Consider the following 17,648-nt stretch of genomic DNA (forward strand, 5'->3'; position numbering starts at 1 on the left):
CGTGACCTCCACCTCCGATCTGCCATCACACGCCGCCGCATGGTCCGCCCATGACGGCCTCCCCCTACTCCGTACCCTGGCCACCGCCCTCATCGGACTCGACGCGATCACCGGTTTGGACGGCTTCTCCCTGCCCTACCCCGACGAGGCCCAGCGGGCGCTGAACCGGACCGTTCTCACCTGCGTGCTGCAGGGCGCCGAGCCGCCCGCCAGCCTGCCGGAGCTGCTGCAGTGGTGCCGGTACCGCCCGGTCTCCGACTGGCCCCTCGACCTCCCTTCCGACGCCATCGGTGACACCGACCACCTCCTTGATCCGGATTCCGGTCGCCCCACCGAGCTCTGCCACGAATGGGCCGAACGAGCCGCCGACAGCGCCGTACATCAGCGCGACCGCGAGATCATCAGGACCGCGCTCAGGTTGTGCCGTGAGTGCGGCGAGGAGGACGCCTACACGGAGTTCCGAAGGTTGCTGGTCAACCGCCCGGTACTCACCTCGGTGGAGTTCTTCGAGGTCAGCAACGACCATGTCCTCGACCCGGTCCGAGAGTTGATCCGCCGGATCTACCTGCCGGTACCGGCCAGCCATCTTCGAGCCGGTGCCTACACCACCTGCGAACGCTGTCTGACCCTGCTGATCCCGGTGCAGGACGGCTCGTGGTGGTGTGAACGCGACCAATGCCGCCGACAGGGCCCCGCGCCGGTGGGGAACCTGTGGCCCGCCGACGAGGTGGGTGAACTCTTCCAGCTGGAGCGCCCGTTGAGGCAGTTCGTGACCGGGCCAGGACGGTCGGAGGTCGCCCTGGAACAGGCCCTGACCGAACTCGGGCTCCGGGTGCGGATGTGGCCCGGGTTCGACGCCTACGACCTGCACGTCACCTTCCCCAACGGTCGGGTCTGGGCCGTGGACGTGAAGGACTGGGCCCACCCCGCCTTCCTGGGGAGGGCGGCCCGCCCCTTGGCTCCGGAACCGCCCTATGACGAGGCGTTCTGGGTCGTCCCGCAGTATCGGGTCGACGACCGCCCCGGCTACCAGGACGTCTACCGCCGGCACCGCCCCGCCTCGGCCCTCGGTCTGCCCCTGTTCACCGACACCGAGCTGATCTCTCACGCAGCCACCCGGCTGCGCAACGCTCCGGACGGAGGTTCCCGTGCGTAACCGCGACATTTGGCACCAGCAGATCAGCCGTGACCTCACCCGGGTCTGGAATGAGATCCCGAGCGAGCTGGGGGATGTCAAGCCCGCCCTGCTCTGCCAGGTCGAACTGACCCTCCGGGTGCTGGAGCGCATTGCGCCTCACGAACCGGCCGTCGGCGCCTACACGCTGCTGGCCGGGTACCCGTTCACCAAGGCTGCCGGGCACTCCGTCACCCCGGAACACGAAGTCATGCTGACTGCGGTACGCCACCGCGTGTGGATTCTCCGCCGCCGCCGAACCTGGCAGCAGGCGCTGGAGACCTACCGGGCACTACCGGAACGCATGCGCGCCTACCACGTTCCGGAGGACAACGGCCCGGTCCACCCCCTCCGCCCGACCATCGCGTCCGACCGCCTCGCCGTGTACGACGCGGCGCTGACGACCCTTCCGGACTTCGACAGACGGCGGCTTCACCTGGCCCCCCCGGGGCGCAGCACCTTCATCGAACGTCGCCGACCGGCCTCCGTCACCTTCCCCCCGGAGCTGCGGCCCGACCCCGCATCGGGACATGAGCTCACAGCCGCCCGAGCCGGCGGCGGGGCGGCGATCCGGCTGACCCGCGCCGACCTCGCCGAAACCGCCCGGTGGATGGACCGGACCGAGATCGCGGCGGACACCCCGAAGCGCGGGCACTGGGAGCAACGGCTCGCAGAGCTCCGGTTGGCGCCGCGCAGCGCGGACGGCCGGTCGTTCACCGACTCCGACGAGCTCCACCTGGAGGGAATGCTGCATCTGGTGGGCATGGTCGGAGCGGGCAAGAGCACGCTCATGACCCTGGTCGCCGTATGGGCGGCCCTGCGAGGCCTGCGTACCACCCTGGTCGTCGGCGACGTGGCCGAGCAGCTGCGGCTCAGTGCCCTGCTGCGGGGATTCGATCTGCCCGCCACCCCAGTGCTCGGTCCGACCACCCGCGAGACCCACGTCCAACGGCTGCACCGTCGGCTGGCTGCGCGCGGCCTGGACAACCTGCTGGACCACGACGACCCGGGCTTCGACGATCTGAGCACGGTCTGCGTGGTCGACGCCCTGCGCGGCACCGAGGCCGCCGAACCACTCCGTTACGCCGATGCGCCCTGCACATCGCTGTATCCGGAGCGGCTCGGCGGCACCGATCAGGCCCACGTCGACGAGACCGAGCCGGTCGCCCTCCCCGAGCCCTACCGCCCGATCGGCACCACCGCAACACCGTCCGTCGACAACCGCCCCTCCGGCCAGAAGCACGGCTGCCCGGTCTGGAGTGCCTGTCCCCGTCATCGCACCGCACGGGAGCTGGTGGATTCGCTGATCTGGATCGCGAACCCGGCCAGCCTCGTCCAGTCCTCGGTGCCGCACCACCTGAACGAAGAACGGCTGCGTCAGCTCGAACTGGCCTGCCTGCGCAGCGACATCGTCATCGTGGACGAAGCGGACTCGGTGCAGATGAAGTTCGACGAGATCTTCGCCCCGTCCGCGACGCTGGTCATGCCAAGTCCGGAGTCCTGGCTCGACCAGCTGCACACGCACAAGATCCAGGAACTGTCCCGGCAAGGACGGCTGCCGCTGACCGACCAGGAGGTCGCGCGCTGGTCCGCCTCCCTGGCCGCCGTCACCACGGCAACCGACCGGCTGTACAAGCGGCTGATCGACGACGGGGACGTTCGCGAGTGGGCGGACCCCGAGTACTTCAGTCCCTGGACGCTCCAGGAGAAGCTGCTGACCGACTGGTTCGAGCCGAACGGCTCCCCCACGACCCCGGACGGCGTCCGCGACGAGGCCGAGCTCTTCGAGGCGTACGAGAACGACGATCCCGAGCCGGAGCCCGGCAGCCCGGCCATGCAGAGCCGTCGCGCGGACCTGACGGCCGTCTTCGACCGCTTCCGCGACGACCCGCTCGGCGGCAACGGGCCGTACGACGATCCGACCGACGATCTGGTCTCCCTCACCCAGGACCTGCTGAACACCCTCTCCGACTCAAGTACCCGCCGACGGGTCGTCGCCGTCCTGACCACGCTCCTCGCCGACACACCCGCACCAGTCGACGACCCGAAGTGGCTCGACGCCACAGCTGGCAGGGTGGAGTTCCTGCTGCTGCTCTCCGCGCTGAACCAGCGGCTGGAACGGCTGACTTTTCTGTGGCCGCAGGTGGAGGCCGCCCTGCACCTGGACTCGACCGGAAACGACTTCTCCCGCCGCCCGCCACTGGACTACGCTCCGCTGGTTCCGGAGGCCCCCATGGGCAACGTGCTCGGGTTCCAGTACCTGCCCGACGAGCGGGAGCGGGACGAATCCGGGCGCCACAGCGGCACCCTGCGGTTCTTCCGGTGCGCCGGCGTGGGCCGGGAGCTCCTGCTCTCACTGCACGAGTTGGGCTCCGACCCGGCGACCGGTCGGCCCGGGCCGCACGTGGTGCTGATGTCCGGCACGAGCTGGGCGGGGAAGTCCACCCGCGCCCACGTGCTCGCGCCGGTCGGAGCGGTCCTCAAACCGTCCGAGCGTTCGCTGACCGCCGTGCGCCGCAGTGTCTTCCGCACCCACTTCCTCTACGACGACAACGGGAAACCGATCAGCCTGTCCGGCACCGACACGAAGAACCGCCTCACCGTAGCCCGGGCCATGGCCTCGATCCTCGGCAACCCGGGCCGTGGCCACTCACCGAGCCCGTTGGAGGAGGAACTCGCCCTGGTCGACGACGACGAGCGACGGCGCGCGATCCTGCTGGCCGGCAGTTACAAGGAGGCCAACGCGATCGCCGACATCCTCCATGGCATCGAGCGTTGGCACGGCCGAGTCCGGGTGTTGGCCGCAGACGACGCGGACCTGGATCAGGCCGTCCGAGGTAGCGGGCCTCCAGCCCCCGGGCCCTCCGGGCACGCCACGGCGCTCCGGCGCGGCGACCTCGCGACCTTCGCCGAGGATCCTCGCGCGGAGGTCCTGGTCGCACCGCTGATGGCCGTGGAACGCGGCCACAACATCCTGAACGCACAACGGAACGCCGCCTTCGGCACCGCACTGTTCCTCGCCCGGCCCCATCCGCGTCCCGACGACCTGGCTCTGGCGATCTTCGCGATCAACGACTGGGCCTCCCGCTTCGTCCGTGACCACCCGGGTCTCGACCAGGGCACCTTCACCGCGCTGGTCAGCCAGGCCGGGACACTCGATGCCGCCGGCCTCGCGTTCCGTCACGTCGCCCGCCGGGAATGGCGCCGGCTGCTCGCCCGCCGATACATCTACTCGCGTCTCTCCGAGGCAGAGAAGCAGGCTTTCGTCTGGGACCAGTTGGTGACGATCTGGCAGGTCATCGGCCGACTGGTGCGCGGCGGTGTCCCGGCGAGGGTGGTGTTCGTCGATGCCCGGTTCGCCCCCCGGCTGGCCCGGGCACTCGCCCCGGGGATCCAGACCAGCTCCCTGCCGGCCGACGACGGGCTGTTGCCCCGGCTCCGGACCGTGCTCGCCCCCTACTTCGACGAGGACACCGACCCGGCCCTCTTCCTGGACCCCGGTGACCCGGCCCTCGCCCGCCTGCTCTACCAGCCCCTGTTCGAGGCCCTGACCGACCTCACCCATCACCGCAACTGACCACCGCACCCGATCGGAGGCCACCATGGCCATGAAGTACCGGACCATCCGCACCGCAGCCTGGACGCCGCTCTCCCCCGAAACCTCGCTGACCGCCGGCTACCGGGCCCTCCCGTTCCCCGAGGAGTGGCGGGAGGCACTCCTCGACCTGTGCAACGCCGGCCGGTCGCCGCAGGCCGAGCCCTACCGGACGGTCCCCACCTGGCGACTGGACCAGGTCCTCCAGGCCCTCGCCCCGGACGTCCTCGTACGCCCCCGGCCCTCCCACCACAAGGACGAGACACCGGACTTCTGGCTCTACGCCCCCGCCGAGCTGGCCGACCCGCTGCCGGGCCCGGCACTGCGTGCCCTGCTCTCCACCTGGCTGCGCGATCTGCGACCCGAACCGGAGCACCGCGCCCAGCGCCGTGAGGTCGAGGCGATGCTGTCGGCCGACCCCCCTCAGTGGCACCCGGTCGAGGCGGAGCTGCTGCGCTGCCCGTCGACCAAGGGCGGCTCGGCGGCGCCCGAGCCCCGCCAGTTCCAGCTGACCACGGACCACTTGGCCCGCCGGATCCTCGCGCTGGAGCCGTACGACTCCCGGGCCGGCAAGCTGCACTTCCGCGCCGTACCGCGCGGGCCCCGCGACCAGGGCGCGGAGCTGGTGTCCCAGCCGCTGCCCTGGGACGGCAAGGGCGACCGGACCTGGTGGTTCTCGGTGGTGCTCAACATCACCCTGCACACCGTGCCCTTCCAGCCGCTGCCCCGGCTGCATCTGCACACCCACATCCGTCGCTGGGCGACCCGTACCAGTCCGACCACCGGCAGGCTGCGGCTGCCGTTCGGTCGCCGCACCTCCGTCCTGCTGCGCCCCCGCGTGCCGTGGCTGCCCGGCGCGCCGGTGAGCGAGCGCTTCGCGGTGGCGCGGCTGGAGTGGAACCGCGCGGTCAAGGGGATCGACTGGGTCGGCGGCGGTCCCGCCGGAATGCTGAACGGGGTCTCGCTGACCGAGCCGTTCCCCGACGCCGACCGCATCCTGAGTGCACCCGAGGAGTGGTTGGAGGACATGCGCGCCGCCGTGGTGTACAGCACTGCCATGGGTAGCCACGAGGTCGGCGCCGGCCTGATGTCCAACCAGCGGTCGCAGATCGTCCAGTGGGCCGAACAGGCGCTGCCCGAGCAACTGCGGCCCACGCCCGCCCTGGAGTTCACCCGGCACGCTACCTCTCACGGACCGGTGAACCTCCGACCCAAACCCTCAGGAGACGTCGCGAAGGCCGCCGAGGAGGTCCGCGCGGCGGCGGCCCGCCGGCTCGGCACGGCCTTCGCCCTGACCGCTCTGGACAGCGCGCAGAACGGGGATCACCTTTCGGTGCTGGAGGCACGACTGCTGTGGCAGACCGCCGAGATGCGTGACACGGCCATCGCCGCCCTGGTCGACCACCTCGGTCTCAAGGACGACGGGACGCGACCGACCGCCGAGGACTACGAGACGGCCCGTCCCGGAAACCCTGCGGTCCTGGAATGGGACACGGCCGAACTCGTCGTCCGGCTGCACTGCCTCAAGCTGACCGACTCGCTCGCCGGCGATCTGCCGCTCGGCGAGGGGCGCCCGACCCGCGCCACCGTCACCGCGGCACTCGGTGCCCGTCGGAACGAGGTCCGCACCTTCCTGAGTGGTGACCGCACCGACGCGACCCCCTCCCTCGCCCTGGTGGAGATCGACCGTCGGCAGGACTTCACCACACCCGACCACGACCCCAAGTTCGCGCTCCGGCTGGGGTGTGCCGACGCCGGCGTGCTGACCCAGTTCATGGCGGTGCCCAAGAAGGTGAAGGGCTACAACAGCGAGAAGACCGCGGACTTCCGTGCCCTCAAGGCCTGGGACGACGGCCTGCGGCAGCTCGGCGTGCGTGTCCACCCCCAGCACAGCCTCGGCGACCGGCTGCCTGAGGACCTGCGCTACGCGGCGGTCTGGATGGTCCGCAAGAACGCGCGCAGCCGGACCCGCTGGGCCGGCCACGAGCCGGTCGCCGTGCGGATCACCCCGGTGCATCCGGTCACCGGGCTGGCCCGGATCGAGGGTTGGGACCGGAAGGCGGACAACGGTGCCGGTAAGTGGATCCCGTACCCGGCGCTGCTGCTCCGGCTCACCGCACTCTCCGAAGTACCCTCCGCCGTGCCGACGCCGCGCAGTGGCGAGCAGGAGCCTACCGAACGTCCGTCGTGGTGGCAGGACATGAGGCAGCAGCGGCAGCAGACCGAGGAGTGGCTGCAGAAGGTGGTGCGCTCGCTGCGCGGCACGCCGACCCTGCTGCTCGCCCACGCGCAGAACTGCCGCTCGCACTGGACCTGGCTGCAGGACGGCCAGACCGAACCGGACCGGATCCGGACCGGCCTGGCCGTCCGACCGATCGACCCCGACCTCCGCCTGGTCCGGGTGCGGACCGCCAAGGGCCGTGAGACCGCCCAGTGGTGGGGCGTGCACCCGGATGAGGCGAATGGTGTCAACGGCCTCCCGGCACACCTGTGGACCGACCCGACTGCCACGGCGGGCACCGCCCGGGTGTTCTGGTCGACCACGCCCAAGGCTTTCCAGTTCAGCGGATCCGCGGTCGAGGCGGACAAGCTCGCACCGCGCCCGATCCGGCTCGGCAAACGCAAGGGGGAGCTGACCGTCGACACGGACAAGCCGGCTTGGAACCCCGGCCTGGTCGAACTGGCCGTTCTCGGCTGCCACCAGGCCGACGGCGACGACCCGGAGGCGCTCGCCCTGGCCGTCCACCAGCTGCGTCAGGCCCCGGACCACCAGGACGCCCTGAGTCTGCCACTCCCGCTCCATCTCGCCGGGCTCGCGCAGGAGTACGTCCTCCCGACGGTCGCCGACGAAGAGGCGACCGGCGATCCGGCGGCCGACAGCGACCCGGACGCCGCCGAGGCCGCCGGCCTCGCCCAGGCGCCGGAGCCCGACAGCGACCCGGAACAGCTCTCGCTGTTCGCCGCCGACGGGGCCCTCAACTAGCTGGAGCGGACGGGGTCCTGCCGGCGGCAGGGCCCCTCAGCGCTACACGGATGTCAGGGGTTGCAGCGTCCCCTGTCGCATCAGAGCCCTGATGTGCTCGGCCGCTCGCTCCGGCGCCGTCCCGCCCCGGACGACCACACCGGCCTCCAGGTTGCGGCGCACCCCGGATTCGGTGAGGTTCGCACTTCCCAGGAACAGGACCCTGCGATCCGCAACGGCCGACTTGGCGTGCTGACGGGCACTGCGGTGGTCCCGCCGATCGACCGGCCAGTGCCAGAGCCGCAGACCGGTCACCGACCGGAAGGCTGCCGCGGGTTCCGGACCGTCCAGCAACCCACCGGCTCCCTCCCGGGTTTCCACCACGAGGTGCACCTCCACTCCGCGAGCCGTCGCGTCGGAGAGGGCTTGGAGCAGCGGACGGTAGGGACGGGCCGAGTAGGTCATCGCGAGCAGTTCGGTACGGGCCTGTCGCACGACCTCGGTCAGGACCCTGGCGGTCGACCGCACCGGTACTCCCGGTGTGCTGGGACCACTCCAGACGGTTCTGACTTCGGCCTGGTCACAGCGGTCGCTCCAAGCGGCGCCGAACCCCCTCAGATAGGCGGCCGCGACCGGTCCGGGTATCGACTCGGCCCGGATCGCCCGGTACACCTCGCCTATCTCATCGGTGGTGCGGGGAGACGGGAACTCCGCCGATGCGTACTCCAGGCCTCGGCCCTGTTCCAGGAGTGCCGCCAACGCGCCGACCCGTTGCACGCCGAGGGCCGCGACCGCCGAAGCGGCCGCGGCCTCGAAGCGGGGGCTGCTCACGGAAGAAGCTCGGCGGGGGTGAGGACGGCATCCGGCTCGTCCCCGAGCGGCACCAGGAAGCGACGGTCCAGGAACCGGTTGCCGCGCTCGCAGGTCGTTTCCGAGACGAACAGACAGATGTGGCAGGCCGCGCCGTGCAGGTGGTCGGAGGGCGCCTTCGGGAGGCGTTCCGCGCACAGCGGGTCGGAGGAGCAGTGCGCGGCGTTGCGCAGCGCCGTCCTGACGATCCGTTCGAAGTGCGGGCTCTCCGCCAAGGTGACGAGGCCGCCCAGTGTGCCCTCGGAGTCGGGCACCGCGGTGTAGATCAGGATCCCGGACCGGGGATCGGTGTCATCGCCGGCGTAGATCCGCTCGGCCAGGCTCGCCGAGTTGTAGCCGCATTCCAGGGCGATGGTCCGGATCAGCAGGTGGGACAGCGTGTGCAGGGCGAGGTAGCGTTCCCCGGGCCAGCCCTGCATCGGCTCGAACGGTCCGGTGAGCCGGTCGCTCCTGCGGTTGGTCCGGAACCGGGCGAAGGCCTCGCGATGGGCGACCATCTGCGGCGACTTCTCCACCCGGCGCACCCAGTCGGCCATCAGGTCATCCCGCACCCGCAGGAAGAGACCCTCCCCACGCACCTCACTGGCCGGCACCCAGCCGAGGCCGGAGCGCGACAGCCGCACCGGAGTGGCGATCTCGGAGGACGGGGACTCCGGGTCGGGAGCGTCGAGCCGGGTGAATCCGATGAGGGCCCGGGCCTCCCGTAGCCGCTCAACCTGCCGGACGTTGGCGAACAAGCCACTCAGCCCGTTCGGGACGGTCACCTCCTCCAGAGCGAAGTCGTCCGTGGCCTCGGGGAGGCGTCCGGCGGAGAGGACGGCCCACTCCGGGCCGAGGAGGTCGGCAGGCCTGACGTCCGTCGCCGGTACCTGCCCGTTCTCGGCGGCCTTCCTCGCCTGGATCGCCGCCATCAGCACAGCGGGGTCGTGGTCCTTGATCCAGCCCAGGCCGGGGAGGAAGGACACCGCGTCGTAGATCTCCCGGGAGGTGATGACCTGCAGCTCCGCCCAACGCTCTTCGAGTAGTTCCGGGAGCTTGTCGTCCTCTGCCGGCGGAAGCGCGAGGGCACTCAGCGTCATCGGGAACCACTGGTTGGACGCGCCCGCGACCATGAGGGTCGCCTCGCGGTCGCAACCGTTGTACTCGAAGTAGGACCCCAGGTGCGGGTGCCGTCCCCGGCAGGCCGGCAGGTTGCGCCGACCACGTTCGCCCATCGCGTCGCGGATGTTGCGCTGGGCACCGCACCCCACGCACTCGATGGTCACGTTGGCGGCCTGGTTGCCACCGTGGTCCTTCATCCGCAGCAGCGGGCGGGGCGCCGTCGGGCAGGCTCCACCACCGTGCACGAACGGCGTGTACGGGAACTCGTCGAGGTGCCCGGCGGTGCAGACCAGCGTGAAGCGGGCGGCGACGGCGAGCGGCTTCCGGCGACCCTGCGTGCAGTCGTGGACGAACTTCGCCTCGTGCGGGGTCCTGGGATTGCTGTTGACGAAGGTGAAGGCCTCCGAGTCGACCGGCGCGAGCAAATTGCAGGCCGTGCACCGCAGCCACTGCGGGAACGGGGTGATCGGCACACCGACTCCCTGGCTGGCCCAGTCCTTGGCGTTGTCGGCCCCCTCGTCCCACGGCGCCGCCCGCAACTCCTTGACCTGCTCCCGGCCGTAGAGCTGGAGGGAACGGTTGACCGCGGTGCGCAGGCGCGGTTCGTCGATGACGTAGCGGTTGAGGCCGGCGTAGCTCCACGGCTCCAGCCCCTGGACCAGCACCGAGAAGTTGGGCAGGTCGATGAGGGCGCCCACCCCGGCCGTGAACATCAGGTGGCTGGGGCGCACCGCCCCGACCCGGCGGAAGTAGCCGTTGCTCATCGCTGTCCCTTCCTCTTCCCCGCCGGGGCGGTCTCTCCGTACTCGTCGGCGTCGACGACAGCCTCCGAGCTGTCGTCGCCGGGCCCGAACACCCACTCAGGCCCCCCGTTGCTGGACAGGTCCATCAGCCGTCCACCGCCGGGCAGCAGCAGGTTGATCTCGTTCTCGGTCTCGCGCATCGACATCGGGACCGTGAGGACGTCCCAACGGGCTCCGTCTGCGCGCCGCAGCAGCGGCGCCACCAGGGTGTCCTTCCTCTTCTCATTGCGGTAGCCGAGTACCGCGCTACCCTCGCGCTTGTCGGCCCAGGCGTCTTTGAGCGCGGCGATGCGCTCGGCAAGGTAGCCCCGGGCCCGCGGCCCGCCGACCGCCTCCGCCCGGTCCAGCAGGCCCCGTTCGACCGCCGACGCGAGCTCGCCGTCGAGGTCCACCGTGTGGGCGTCCGTGTTGCGGGAGTGCTCGTAGGCGGCGTGGCGCAGCGCGGCGATGAACGTGGGCGCGGTGCCGCGGTCGAGCGCCCGTCGGGTGAACGGGGTGACGGACAGGGCTTCCACCTGACGGTAGAAGGTGGAGTGGTAGTGCTCGAAGTCCTCGAAGTGGGCCAAGTCCCGGGGCCTCGACCAGTTGTAGAGGGTGACGACCAACCCGGGACGGGCCGGGTCACGGCCCACTCGCGAAGAGGCCTGGATGTACTCGGCGGTGTTCTTGGGCTGCCCGACCACCAGCATCAGCCCGAACCGGGAGACGTCCACACCGACCTGGAGCATCGAGGTGGCGAGCACCACGTCGACCGCCTGCTTGACCACGAACGGAACGCGTTCCGGGCGCTTCTCCTTCCTCGCGGCCACGTACTCGGCGATCAGTGCCCTGCGGCGCTCGCTGGTTTCCCGCTCGGGGTCGAAGCCGCTCTCCAGACGCTTGAGCGTCGCGCTGATCTCGGACGAGGAGATCCGGGAGGTGAGCTCCTGAATGGCCAGCATGCCGGTTCGGCTCACGATGCGGTTGGCGATCTGCTCCCGCCCCTTGCGACTGCCGTTGATGCGCACCCGGGTGGTGATGTCGTCGTCGAGGTAGCGGCGCATGCCGGCCAGCTCGCGGGTGGCGTTGAAGTACCCGACCAGGGTCATGTACGGGTCGCCCTTGTCCCCGTAGTCATCGAAGACCTGCTGCGCACCGAGCAGGAGGATCTCCGCGACCCGGATCTCGGCGGCCTTGAGCCTGGTGCCGTGGGCGCAGACGCCGAGGTAGCGGCGCCCCGGGTCGGTCCGGCTCACCTCAACCTGCCGGGAGAAGAAGGTGTCACCGACGTCCAGGACCTGCGGGGGGAACACCGCGATCTTTCGACCGAAGACGCCCCGCACCTGGTCGGTGGCCCGCTTGGTGGTCGCGGTGGACGCGACGATCTTGGGGCCGACCGCATGCCGGGTGCCGTGTTCGTCCGTGTAAGCCCAGCTGCACAACTGGTCGACTGCTGCCTCGAACAGGCCGACCGTGGTGCCGAGCGCTCCCGAGATCAGGTGCAGCTCGTCCTGAATGATGAGGTCCGGCGGACGCAGCTGGTGCTTCATCGTCCTGGCGGGCTCCTCGCCCCGGTGCCGGCTCCGGCAGGCGGTCTCCTTGTCGAGATCATCGTGGCGGAACCCGTGGAGCGGGCACTCCTCCGTGACCCTCCCGAACAAGAGGCCGGCGTAACCGTTCCACGGCAGCTGAGCGAACTTGTCGACGGTGGCGATCAGCATGGCAGGGGCCAGGCGGTAGATCTCCTCGTCCACCGTGAGGACGGGAATGCCCTCGTTCTTGGCACCCTTCCGGGAGAACGGGCAGTGGTCCTTGCCCTCACCGCGCGGGCAGTACAGCAGCACACGCCGCCGGCGCTCGTCGTACTCCATGTTCCGGTGCGCCGTCAGACCCGAACCGCACCACGGGCAACTGAGCACCTGGATGACGCGGGCGTACTTGTCGTCGGCGCTCTCCTTCGCTCCGGCGATCTGCTCCCGAGCGTCGGTGAACCAGTTCGGTGACACCGAGGTTCCCACCCACAGCCCGATCCGGAACGGAGTCCGCCCCCAGCGGAGGTCACCGCCCTCGTGGGCCTCCCGGCGCAGCACCTCGGCGGCCGCGACCAGGGCCGCGGCCCGCTGGAACTGCTGTGCCGTCAGCAGTCGCAGGGTGTAGCGCATCAGCACGCCGACGCCGGCCTCACCGCTACGGGCCTCGTCGCCGCTGCCGATCACTCCCTGGAGGCGGCGCAGTGCGAAAGTGTAGGCGGCGAGGCCGAGGTAGGCCTCGGTCTTGCCACCACCGGTCGGGAAGAACAGCAGATCGACGACGGCCTCGGCGTCGGCACCACGGTCGGGGTGGCCGGGGCTGGTGAGCGAGGCCAGGTTGAGCAGGACGAAGGCCAGCTGGAACGGACGCCAGCTGGCACCCTCCTTGCCCTTCGCCGCGACGGCGTCCTTCGCCGGCTGGTACGAGGCCTGGTCGTCCTCGTGTCCGGCGCGGGCCGCCGCGATGGCGGTGTTGCGCCGCTGGAGTGCCATAGCCCGGTTGGCGAAGCGGAAGGCCTCCAACGCGATGTCGTCCACCTCCAGCGCGTCGATGCCGAACGCGATCCGGTGGCAGACGCGCTCGGCCTGATCAATGGCGAACCCGGCGGTGACACGCAGGTCGTCGGGAAGCGACGGGAGACGGTCGCGCTGTTCCTGCAACCAGACGTGGTAGCCGTCCGCAAGCGGGGCGAGCGCCTCCCTGAGTTCCTTGCGGCGGGCGGGAACGGAGAGTTCGGCGAGCGCATCCATGCCGAGTTCGAGGCCGGTGAGCAGCGGCTGTTCCTCGACCCTGGGGGCGGTGGTGGTGGCCACGTCGTAGGCAGGCAGCCAGGTGGTGGTCAACCGGTGGGCCCGGCGCTCCCCCGACCTGACCCGAGCGTGAACGGCGACGTTGCGGCCCACCGCATGGCGCAGGCTGTCCCGGTAGAGGAGACGGAGGCGTTTCTCCTCCTCGTCCTCGTGCATCCCGGCTGCACCCGGGGCGAGCGGATCGTCGATGGGGAGGAAAACAGCGGCTTCGGCGTCGGCGAAGGCGGTGACGTCGAGCTCGGTCTGGAACAGCCAGTTGGCGTCCTTGCGGTCGACGGAGTCCTCCAGCTGGTTGACCAGGGCCACCTCGACCACCCTCAGGTCCTCACCGCCTGTGCCACCCGTCCGCGGCCGCACCTTGACGTCCAGGCGCACGCACGCCCCGTCCGCCGTGTCGCCCTCCAGGACGAGGCGGCGGTCGCCGATGCCGGTCACGTCGATGTCCTCGGCCTTCTTCACCGGTTCACGCCCCCACACGCGCCGGGTCGGTCCGTCGTCGGTGAGGGACTCGGTGAGCGAGTAACGCCCCCACTGGGCTGTGACCGTGAGCGTGCCGATCGAGGCCGGGACGGTGAAGGACAGACCCATGGACGAGGCCCAGATCCGCCCGGCGGCCTGCGGGGTCAGGAGGTCTGCCGGATCGGTGTCACTCCGGTCCCCTGCGCTTCCGGGTTCGACATCGGCGAGCTGTGCGGCGTCCCGGGCCGTCCGGGCCGAGCTCCCGTCCGCCGGGCGAGGACCGAGCAATCCGACGAGGTAGCGGTCACGCGGGCCGGCCGAGCGGTGTGACAGTTCCTCCGTCTCACCGTCCCAGGGACCGAGCAGATCGCGCCTGATGTACTTTTCGAGGGCCTCGCGGGCATCGTGCGCATCACCGGGGCGGAAGGTCTGCGGCACATCGTCCAGCGGATGTGGGACGGGTGCCGGAGAAAGCTGGGCGGACATGGAGTGAACTGCCCCTTCGGAAGGACGACCGAGTACGGCGAGCCTACTGCGCGGCGCCGACATTTCCTTCGAGAACCATACATCCACCGATTGACTTAGTTCACAGTATTTCTCAGTAGGAGGCTCAGTGCAGAATCGTCTGCGGATCGTTCTCATCTCCTCCGGTGCGGCGGGATTCGCCGATCTCCAGGCCCCGTGCGCCGAAGCGGGTCACGAGACCGTCGCCTATGTGTGCGCCGCATCCGCGGCAGGAACGAAGGTCAGTGACGTCCTTTCGCAACTGCCGCCAGGCGTCGACCTGCTGCTGCCGCGCAGCACCACCGGCCTGGCCCGCGCCCTGTCCGGCTACCGCCCGGACCTGGTGGTCTGCAACGGCTTCCCCTGGAGACTGCCGGCCGAAGTGCTGAGCGTTCCACGCCTCGGGGTGCTGAACATCCACCCCTCCCTACTGCCGCGCCACCGCGGACCGATGCCGATCCACTGGGCGGTCCGGAACGGCGATCCCGAGACCGGCGTGACGATCCACTGGATGGACGAGTCCTTCGACACCGGACGCATCCTCGTCCAACGCGGAGGCGTCGTACTGCCGGACGAGATGGACGGCGACAGCGTGTACGCGGAGATCCAGGCGCTCTCCCGCGAACTCTTGGCGGAGGCTTTGGAGTTGGCGGTCACCGGTCACGCAGGCACCCCGCAGGGCCGGGAGGGGGCGAGCTACGAGAGCATGATGGGGCCGCAGAACGCGGTCATCGACTGGTCGGCGAGCCGCCGGGACGTCCACCACCTCGTCCGCACCTTCCGGTTCGGGCTGTTCCCCGTCCCCGGGCCCCTTGCCGTGGTCGACGGCCGATGGGCGGCTGTCCTTCGGTCCCGTATCGAGCCTGGTGCCGGCGTGCGCATGGAGTGCGCGGACGGCCCGCTGTGGATCGTGGAGTCGGTTCCCGTGCCGGGTCGGGACGCCTGGCTCTCCGAAGGCTGACTCAGGCACCCTCGCCCAAGACACTCGTCAACTGGTCGCTCAGGCGCTGCGCGATCGGATCGGTGAAGTCGCCGAGGAGTGCCAGCGCCTCGCGCCTGTTCTCCCGTACGGCGTCCGCTGCCTCGCCCATGGCCTCCAAGGCCTCGGCGAGGTGGCAGAGGGACAGTGCCCATTGCCACCGGTCGCCCAGGTCACAGTGCACGGCGACGGCACGGCGGTGGAACTCGCTCGCCTCCTGGGCCCGGCCGAGTTCGAGGTACGCCAGACCGGCGCCGTCCCAGGCGAGCGCTTCCCGGCTACGGTCTCCGAGGCTTCGTTGCAGGACGGCGGCGCGCTGGTAGGAGGCGAGGGCGTCCGCGCACCGACCCACCGCGCGTTGGACGTGTCCGAGCTGGGTCAGCCAGTGAGCCTCCGCAACGGGGCTGTTGAGATCCATCGCGAGGTCGACCGCTCGCTGAGCGCTCTCCAGCGCCTCGTCCGTCCGCCCGCCTTCGAGCTGGACCCGACTGAGGATGCGCAGTGCGTTGCCCTCGGCCCGACGGTCGGCCACCGCGCGGAATGACTCCAGACCTGCGCAGACCACCCGCTCCGCTTCTGCGAGTTGACCGAGCCCCGCCTGGACCTCGGCGAGGTTGACCGCCGTCCGCGGCTCCCAGTAGGTGTCACCGAGGGCCTGGAACAGGGCTCGCGCCCTCTCGAACGCTTCCTGAGCGCCCAGCAGTTGGTGCCTGCGCAACCGGAGAAGTGCTAGCCCGTTGAGGGTCAGGGCTTCGCCTGCCAGGTCGTCGAGTTCACGGCGAACGACCAAGGCCGCCTCGTACTCTTCGGCGGCCTGGTCGAGCCGGCTGGACTGGGTGTATGCCATGCCCAGGCTCTCGTGCAGCTCCGCCTGCGCGTGCCGATCACCGCCACGACGTGCAGCCTCCAGGCCCAGGTGCGAGGTCGCGAACCAGTCCTGGAAGGTGTTGCGCTGCATGTAAAAGGCGCGGAGGACGATGGCGAGTTGCCAGACGCACGCGTCCAGGCCCAGAGCAGCCGCAGTCCGCGTCACCGACGCGAGATTCTCGCGCTCCGCCTCGAACCACTCCCACGCGGCAGCCGCATCACTGAAGGCCGCGGGCTTCACCTCGGGCTCAAGTGCGGCAAGCGCGACGCGAGACTCATGAGGCGCGATGCGCACCTGGGCCGCATCGGCCGTGTGGAGGTACCACGCCAGCACCCGCCGGACCGCACACTCGCTCTCGTCCGGCTCCTGCTCACGCCTCACCTGGTCGACGGCGTAGGCGCGCAGCAGGTCGTGGAACCGGTAGCGGTCCCGGGCGGTCTGCTCGATCATGTGACTCGCGACAAGTCCGTCGAGCAGGCGGCTCACTTGCCGGGTGCTGATCGCGACCAGCGCCGCAGCGGACGCGACGCTGAACTCGCCGGTGGGATGGAGGCCGAGCATCCGGAAGAGCCGTGCAGCGTCGACCGGCAGCGCCCGGTACGACCAGGCGAAGACGGAGCGAACCGCCTCCGACTCCCCCTCGTCCTCGCTGGACAGCGCATCCCACAGGCTGGACTCGTCACGCAGGTCCTGGATGAGGTCGTTCAGCAGAATCCGCGGCCGGCCGGCCGCGCGTTCGGCCGCGATGCGCAGGGCCAGGGGCAGGCGGGCGCAGAGCCGCGCCAACTGGGCGAGCTCGTCAGGATCGTCCCCGTCGCGGTAATCCGCCGTGACCGCGCGCAGAAGCTCGACGGCGTCGTGCTCCGCCAGGACCTCCAAGGTCAGGTGCCGGGCCCCCTCGCGCACGCCGAGGCCCGAGAGACGGTGCCGGCTGGTCACCACGACCAGGCACCCGGGGACGCCGGGCAGCAGCGGGCGGACCTGGGCGGCACTTGAGGCGTTGTCCAGGACGACCAGCATCCGGCGCCCTGCCACCAGGGAGCGGTAGGTCGATGCCATGGCCTCGGGGTCGGTCGGTATCGCCACAGCCGGCACGTCGAGGGCACGAAGGAACCGTTCCAGCACCTGTGCGGCAGCCATGGGCTCCTGCGGATCGTAGCCGCGCAGGTTCGCGTAGAGCTGCCCGTCCGGGAACCGCTCGCGGACGGCATGCGCCCAGTGCAGGGCCAGCGAGGTCTTGCCGACTCCGGCGGTGCCGGTGAGCACCAGGACCTGAGCTGAGGGTGGGCGCTCAACCAGGAGGCGGTCCATGGCTTCCTGTTCCACGGCCCGGTTGACGAAACCGCGGACGTCCGTGGGCAGTTGCCAGGGCACGGGCTCGCCGTGCCGGGCGGCATTCGACGGCACGGCGTGGATGTGGACCGGCCCCTGGATGTCCCGGGCCTGCACGACGTGTCCGGTGGAGGACCCCGACAGGGACGAGCTGACGCTGCCGGGGGATGCCTCGGGTACCT

8 protein-coding genes are annotated in these 17,648 nt (G+C 70.5%); 4 read left to right on the top strand and 4 right to left on the bottom strand.

Annotation, left to right across the window (positions count from 1 at the left end):
- The first annotated feature begins 1 nt into the window (after position 1).
- Genes ABTZ03_RS14385 through ABTZ03_RS14395 form a run of 3 tightly spaced genes read left to right on the top strand, consistent with a single transcriptional unit; the run spans position 2 to position 7,752 of the window.
- A complete protein-coding gene (locus ABTZ03_RS14385) occupies positions 2-1,156 on the top strand; it encodes a pPIWI_RE_Y domain-containing protein (RefSeq protein ID WP_350513246.1) in 1,155 nt (384 codons plus the stop codon).
- Positions 1,149-4,751 carry a pPIWI_RE_Z domain-containing protein gene (locus ABTZ03_RS14390; protein ID WP_350513247.1) on the top strand — a complete coding sequence of 1,201 codons (3,603 nt, stop codon included), beginning with the start codon at positions 1,149-1,151 and terminating at the stop codon, positions 4,749-4,751. Before ABTZ03_RS14385 ends, ABTZ03_RS14390 begins: the two co-directional genes overlap by 8 nt.
- Before the next feature lie 25 nt (positions 4,752-4,776).
- Complete coding sequence (locus tag ABTZ03_RS14395; protein WP_350513248.1) at positions 4,777-7,752, top strand: pPIWI_RE module domain-containing protein; 2,976 nt, start codon at positions 4,777-4,779, stop codon at positions 7,750-7,752.
- Between the two features lie 42 nt (positions 7,753-7,794).
- Here the strand turns inward: ABTZ03_RS14395 and drmC are convergent, their stop codons facing one another.
- Genes drmC through drmA form a run of 3 tightly spaced genes read right to left on the bottom strand, consistent with a single transcriptional unit; the run spans position 7,795 to position 14,332 of the window.
- Positions 7,795-8,562: a DISARM system phospholipase D-like protein DrmC gene (drmC, locus tag ABTZ03_RS14400; RefSeq protein ID WP_350513249.1), complete on the bottom strand. Its 768-nt coding sequence runs from the start codon at positions 8,560-8,562 to the stop codon at positions 7,795-7,797.
- Positions 8,559-10,466 (bottom strand): DrmB family protein, encoded by a 1,908-nt coding sequence (gene drmB / locus ABTZ03_RS14405; protein WP_350513250.1) that lies wholly within the window; start codon positions 10,464-10,466, stop codon positions 8,559-8,561. Before drmB ends, drmC begins: the two co-directional genes overlap by 4 nt.
- Entirely contained in the window at positions 10,463-14,332 is a 3,870-nt protein-coding gene (drmA, locus tag ABTZ03_RS14410) for a DISARM system helicase DrmA (protein ID WP_502894466.1), read from the bottom strand. Before drmA ends, drmB begins: the two co-directional genes overlap by 4 nt.
- 64 nt (positions 14,333-14,396) lie before the next feature.
- Here drmA and ABTZ03_RS14415 point away from each other — a divergent pair, with 64 nt between their 5' ends.
- Positions 14,397-15,248, top strand: coding sequence for a methionyl-tRNA formyltransferase (locus tag ABTZ03_RS14415; RefSeq protein ID WP_350513252.1), 852 nt, complete (start codon positions 14,397-14,399; stop codon positions 15,246-15,248).
- Position 15,249: 1 nt separating this feature from the next.
- Here the strand turns inward: ABTZ03_RS14415 and ABTZ03_RS14420 are convergent, their stop codons facing one another.
- Positions 15,250-17,583, bottom strand: a complete 2,334-nt coding sequence (locus ABTZ03_RS14420) for an ATP-binding protein (RefSeq protein ID WP_350513253.1) — start codon at positions 17,581-17,583, stop codon at positions 15,250-15,252.
- Positions 17,584-17,648: the final 65 nt, after the last annotated feature.

This window comes from Kitasatospora sp. NPDC096077, from assembly GCF_040303245.1.
Classification (GTDB): domain Bacteria; phylum Actinomycetota; class Actinomycetes; order Streptomycetales; family Streptomycetaceae; genus Kitasatospora.

Excerpts from the sequence above, each read along its gene's own strand:
- ABTZ03_RS14395 (WP_350513248.1), top strand. The coding sequence starts at position 4,777 with ATGGCCATGAAGTACCGGACCATCCGCACCGCAGCCTGGACGCCGCTC.
- drmA (WP_502894466.1), bottom strand. The coding sequence starts at position 14,332 with ATGTCGGCGCCGCGCAGTAGGCTCGCCGTACTCGGTCGTCCTTCCGAA.
- drmB (WP_350513250.1), bottom strand. The coding sequence starts at position 10,466 with ATGAGCAACGGCTACTTCCGCCGGGTCGGGGCGGTGCGCCCCAGCCAC.